Source organism: Corallococcus sp. AB038B, assembly GCF_003668955.1.
GTDB classification, from domain to species: Bacteria; Myxococcota; Myxococcia; order Myxococcales; family Myxococcaceae; genus Corallococcus; species Corallococcus exiguus.
Map to the genome: position 1 here is coordinate 1 of NZ_RAWO01000026.1, position 4,048 is coordinate 4,048.

Below are 4,048 nucleotides of genomic sequence, written 5' to 3' on the forward strand. Positions count from 1 at the left end.
TCCACGGCTTCACCGGCCTCGCGCAGGCGACGGGCCATCTCGTAGGCGATGACGCCGCCGAGAGACCAGCCTCCCAGTTGGTAGGGGCCGTGAGGCTGCACCGTGCGGATGGCTTCGATGTAGAGGGTGGCCATTTCCTCGATGGACTCGGCGACGGGCTGTCCGTCGAGTCCGCGCGACTGGAGGCCGTAGACGGGCAGTGAGGGCCCCAGCCGGCGCGCCAGCTCCGAGTACGCGAGGACGTTGCCTCCGCCTGGGTGGACGAGGAAGAGAGGACGCTGGTCGGGTTCTCCGCGCTCCAGCGGGACGAGGGGTGTCCAGTCCTGCGAGTCGTCGCGAAGCACCTGGGCGAGCTGCTCGATGGTGGGCTGCTGGAAGAGGATGGAGAGAGGAATCGACTGGCCGAGGCGCTCGCGCACAGCGGCGACCATGCGCACGGCGAGCAGGGAGTGGCCGCCCAACTCGAAGAAACTGGAGCGGACGCCGACGGCGCGGACGCCGAGGACGTCTTCCCAGATGCGAGCGAGCTGCATTTCAAGCGCGTCGCGGGGAGCGACGAAGTCCCGGGCCTCGACGGCGAGGGCGTCGGGCTCGGGCAGGGCCTTGCGGTCGACCTTGCCGTTGGCGTTGAGGGGCAGGGAGTCCAGCACCACGATGGCCGACGGCACCATGTACTCGGGCAGCCGCTGCTTGAGGCCTGCCTTGAGGATGTCCGCGTCCAGCGATTGGCCTTCGCTCGGGGTGACGTAGGCGACAAGGCGCTTGTCCGCGTCCGTGCCCCGAGCCACGACGATGGCCTCGTTGACGCCGGTGGCGGAGCGCAGGGCGGCTTCGACTTCGCCCAACTCGATGCGGAAGCCCCGCACCTTCACCTGGAAGTCGACGCGGCCCAGGAAGTCGATGGTGCCGTCCTCCCTCCAACGGGCCTGGTCGCCCGTGCGGTAGAGGCGCTCGCCCGAAGTGGATGCGAAGGGATGGGGGACGAAGCGTTCCGCGGTCAGCTCGGGACGATTCAGGTAGCCCCAGGCCAGGCCCTGTCCTCCGACGTACACCTCACCCGCGACGCCCACGGGCACCGGGTGCAGGTGCGCGTCGAGCACGTAGACGGTGGAGTTGGAGAGCGGCCGACCAATGGAGATGGCGCCTTCCACGCGCGTGCCGTGCTGCATGGCGAAGGTGGTGGAGAAGGTGGTGTTCTCCGTGGGGCCGTAGCCGTTGATGAAGGTGGTGCCTTCCGGGATGCGCGCAAGGTGTTCGCGCACACGGGCCGCAGGCAGCACATCGCCACCGGCAAGGACCTGACGCACGCCCGCGAGTGCTTCACCCTGGTGCAGGGCCATCTGCTCGAAGAGGGCGGCGGTGAGCCACAGGGACGTCACGCGGTGGTGGCGCAGCTGGGCGGCCAGTTCCTCCAGGGAGAGGGAGTGCGGCGGAGCGAGGGCGAGCTTCGCGCCGTGCAGCAGCGCACCCCAGATTTCGAGCGTGGAGGCATCGAAGGCCACCGGTGCGAACTGGAGCCAGACTTCGTCGGGCCTGAAGCGCATGAAGGTGCTGCCGAGCACGAGGCGCGTGATGCCCCGGTGCGGCACGCAGACGCCCTTGGGACGGCCGGTGCTGCCGGACGTGAACATGACGTAGGCGAGAGACTCGCCATCCACTGAGACGTCGGGCGCATGCGTGGGCCGCGAAGCGATCTCCGCGGACTGGGCATCCAGCCAGACGCGGGTGCCGGAAGCGGGCAGGAGTGAAGCGAAGGGCTGGTGAGTGACAACTACGCCCACGTCCGCGTCCTCCAGCAGCATGGCGATGCGTTCCACGGGCGCATTGCGGTCCACGGGGACGAAGGCCGCGCCCACCTTGAGGATGGCGAGGAGCGCCGTCACCAGCTCGAAGGAACGCTCGACGGCAAGGCCCACGCGTGCACCCGGGGCGATACCGAGGCTGCGCAGGTGCCACGCCAGTTGGTTCGCGCGCGTGTCCAGCTGGGCGTACGTCAGCGCATCATCCCCCAGCGCGAGGGCAACAGCGTGAGGCGTGCGCTGGGCCTGCCGGGCGAAGTGGACGTGGACGGGAACCTCCGTCGGGCTGGTGACGCCCGTGTCGTTCCACTCCACGAGGAGGCGCTGGCGCTCGTCGTTGGAGAGGAGCGGCAGGTGGGCCATGGGCTGCTCGGGCTTCGCGGCCACGGCCTCCAGCAGCGTGCTCAGGTGGCGGGCCATCCGCTCCATCGTGCTCCGCTCGAAGAGCGCGGTGCTGTACTCCAGCGTGCCTCGCAGTCCTTCGGACGTCTCCGTGAAGAAGACGCTCACGTCGAACTTCGACGTCGACTGGGTGGCTTCCAGTCCGCGTAGACGGAGTTCTGGGAGGCGCACGTCCTCGGTGGGCACGTTCTGGAGCGCGAGCAGCGTCTGGAAGAGAGGCGTGTGGCTGAGGCTGCGGGTCGGCTGCAGGACCTCCACCAGCTTTTCGAACGGCACCTCCTGGTGCTCGTACGCGTCCAACACCGTGGCGCGCACCTGCTGGAGCAGCGTCTGGAAGGACTGGCCCTCGTTCACCTTCGCACGCAGGACGAGCGTGTTGACGAAGAAGCCGATGAGGCCCTCCGTCTCCGCGCGCGTGCGGCCGGCGATGGGCGAGCCCACGCTGAGGTCCTGCTGTCCCGTGTAGCGCGCAAGCAGGCCCTGCCATGCCGCGAGCAGCACCATGAAGAGCGAACCGCCTTCACGGTGGCCCAGGCTGCGGAGGGCTTCCGTCAGCTCCCTCGACAGGGTGAAGCCGAAGGTCGCGCCCGAGGTGCTCCGGACCGCAGGACGCGGCCGGTCGATGGGCAGCTCCAGCACGGCCGGAGCGCCGGAGAGCTTCCCCTCCCAGTAGGCCATTTCCTGCCGCAGCGTCTCACCCGAGAGCGTGCGGCGCTGCCAGTCCGCGTAGTCCGCGTACTGCACGGGAAGCGCAGGCAGGGGCGACGGCTGTCCCGCGGAGAAGGCCGCGTAGAGGGCGGTGACTTCACGCACCAGCACACCCAGCGACCATCCGTCGGAGACGATGTGGTGCAGGGTGACGACGAGCACGTGCTCGTGTTCGGCCAGCTTGAAGAGCAGTGTGCGGACGAGCGGACCGGTGTGCAGGTCGAAGGGCCGGCGCATCTCCTGTTCCACCTGGAACCGCGCTTCGGGATCGCGTTGCGCCTCCGGCAGGTCCGAGAGGTCCACGAGCCCCAGTGGCACCGGACTGTCGGGGTGGATGCGCTGGACCGGCTCTCCGTCCACCTGGGTGAAGGTGGTGCGCAGGGCGTCGTGTCGGCGCACGACTTCCTGCAGGGCACGCTCCAGCACATGCGTGCGGAGGTGGCCTTCCAGTCGGACGGCGACGGGCACGTTGTAGAGGGGGCTGCCCGGTTCGAGCTGATCAATGAGCCACAGCCGCTGCTGCGCGAAGGACAGCGGCAGCGGACCGTCGTGCGAGACGCGGGTGAGTTGCGAAGTGCTCGTGCGGGTCAGCCCCATCAGACGAACCGCGAGCGCCTCCACGGTGGGGGACTCGAAGAGCGCGCGCAGAGGCAGTTCCACGCTGAACTCCGCGCGCACGCGCGAGACCACCTGCGTGGCCAGCAGCGAGTGGCCACCCAGCTCGAAGAAGGAGTCCTTCACGCCCACCTGGGGCAGGCGGAGGACTTCCGCCCAGATGGAGGCCAGCTTCGCTTCGACTTCCGTGCGAGGCGCCACGTAGGTGTTGCCGGACTGAGGTGCCTCCGGCTCCGGCAGTGCCTTGCGGTCCACCTTGCCATTGGAGTTGAGGGGCAGGGCGTCCATCACCACGAAGGTGGCGGGCACCATGTACTCAGGGAGGCCCTGGCGCAGATGCGTCTTGAGGGCCTCTACTTCCAGGGATGCCTCGGCCTTGGGCGTGACGTAGGCGACGAGGCGCTTGTCGGCGGCTTCGCCCTTGGCGACGACGACGGCGTCCTTGAGGCCTGGGGCGCGACGGAGCGCGGCTTCGATTTCGCCCAGTTCGATGCGGAAGCCGCGCACCTTCACCTGGAAGTCGA

Annotated in this window: 1 protein-coding gene; it reads right to left on the minus strand. The window is 68.9% G+C overall.

What is annotated here, in order from left to right; all coding sequences use genetic code 11:
• Positions 1 to 4,048 (minus strand): non-ribosomal peptide synthetase (locus D7Y04_RS42105; protein WP_147477321.1); only part of this gene is annotated, 4,048 nt, incomplete at both ends.